At 60.9% G+C, this 1,439-nt stretch carries 1 pseudogene; it reads left to right on the plus strand.

From position 1 onward, the window contains the following. Nucleotides 1-1,417, plus strand: a pseudogene (locus NCR40_RS31160) (ISNCY family transposase); the annotation flags it as partial. Nucleotides 1,418-1,439: the final 22 nt, after the last annotated feature.

A 1,439-nucleotide genomic window follows, 5' to 3' on the forward strand; every position in this document is an offset into this window, starting at 1 on the left:
CGAGTTGGACCGATTCAAAGTGATTCAGTCAGTGGTCGACGGACTGCTCAAACCGTGGCGGGCCGCCGAGCGACTTGGACTGAGTACACGACAGGTGCGGCGTCTCAGTGCGCGGTTACGCGAACAAGGCGCGTCGGGCCTGGTTTCCGGCAAGCGCGGTCAAACGGGCAATCATCGTGTCGACGCGGGCTTGGCGGTCCGGGCCGTGGCCATCGTCAAAGAGCGCTATAGCGATTTTGGCCCGACGCTTGCCTGCGAGAAGCTGCGCGAGTGTCATGACTTTCGGCTGGCCAAGGAAACCGTTCGGCGGCTCATGATCGGCGCCAGACTCTGGACGCCACGTCGACAGCGTCCTCCAAGGATCCATCAGCCGCGCAACCGTCGCTCGTGCTATGGCGAGCTGATCCAGATCGATGGCAGCGATCATCGCTGGTTCGAAGCTCGCGCGCCGGCGTGCACGCTGCTGGTGTTCATCGACGATGCCACCAGCCGTCTGATGACCCTGCACTTCACGGCCACCGAATCGACCTTCAGTTATTTCGAGGCAACGCGCCGCTACATCGAGCAGCACGGCAAGCCCTTGGCGCTGTATAGCGATAAAGCCAGTGTGTTCTCGCTCAACCGGGGCTCGCGCAAGGCTGACAAGGGGGTCACGCAGTTTGGCCGGGCCTTGTACGAGCTCAACGTCGAGACCCTGTGCGCCAACAGCAGTCAGGCGAAGGGGCGCGTGGAGCGTGCCAACTTGACCTTGCAGGATCGGCTCGTCAAGGAATTGCGGCTGCGCGAGATCAACACGTGGGAGGCCGCGAATGCTTATGCGCCCCACTTCATCGCCGACTTCAACGACCGTTTCGGCAAGCGCGCGAAGAGCGACTTTGACGCGCATCGTCCGGTGCGTGCCGACGAGGATCTCGATTCGATTCTGACGGCACGCGAATCTCGTTGCGTCTCGGCCTCGCTGACGGTGCAATAAGATCGCGTGATGTACCTGCTTGAAGATTCGCCGGCGACGCGCGCCTTGATCCATCGCTATCTCGATGTATACGAGTACCCGGACGGGCGCATCGAGATTTGGGCGAATGGCGCGGCGTTGCCCTGTCGACGTTATGATCGCCTGTCCCATGTCGACCAGGGCGCTGAGGTCAACAACAAGCGTCTTGGACACGTCCTTGCGCTGTCGAGGCAGGTGCAGATGGAGCGCGACAATCGCCCTATCAAGTCAGCGCCCTCACGCACCAATCGGGGCGAAGAGGTGCGCCCGAAGATGCGCGCCAACAACACGCGCAAGCAACGCGAACTCAAGCAGATCGACCTGAACGCGATGATGCTCAGAAGTGCCGAAATGCGGGCAGCCTCGGTGGGGAAACTGTCTTCTTTGGAAGCAGGAACCGACCCCAAACCGGACATTTCAATTTAGCCGGATATCGGACATTTCAAAT

Origin of the sequence: Caballeronia sp. GACF4 (genome assembly GCF_023631025.1) — a bacterium.
GTDB lineage: Bacteria > Pseudomonadota > Gammaproteobacteria > Burkholderiales > Burkholderiaceae > Caballeronia.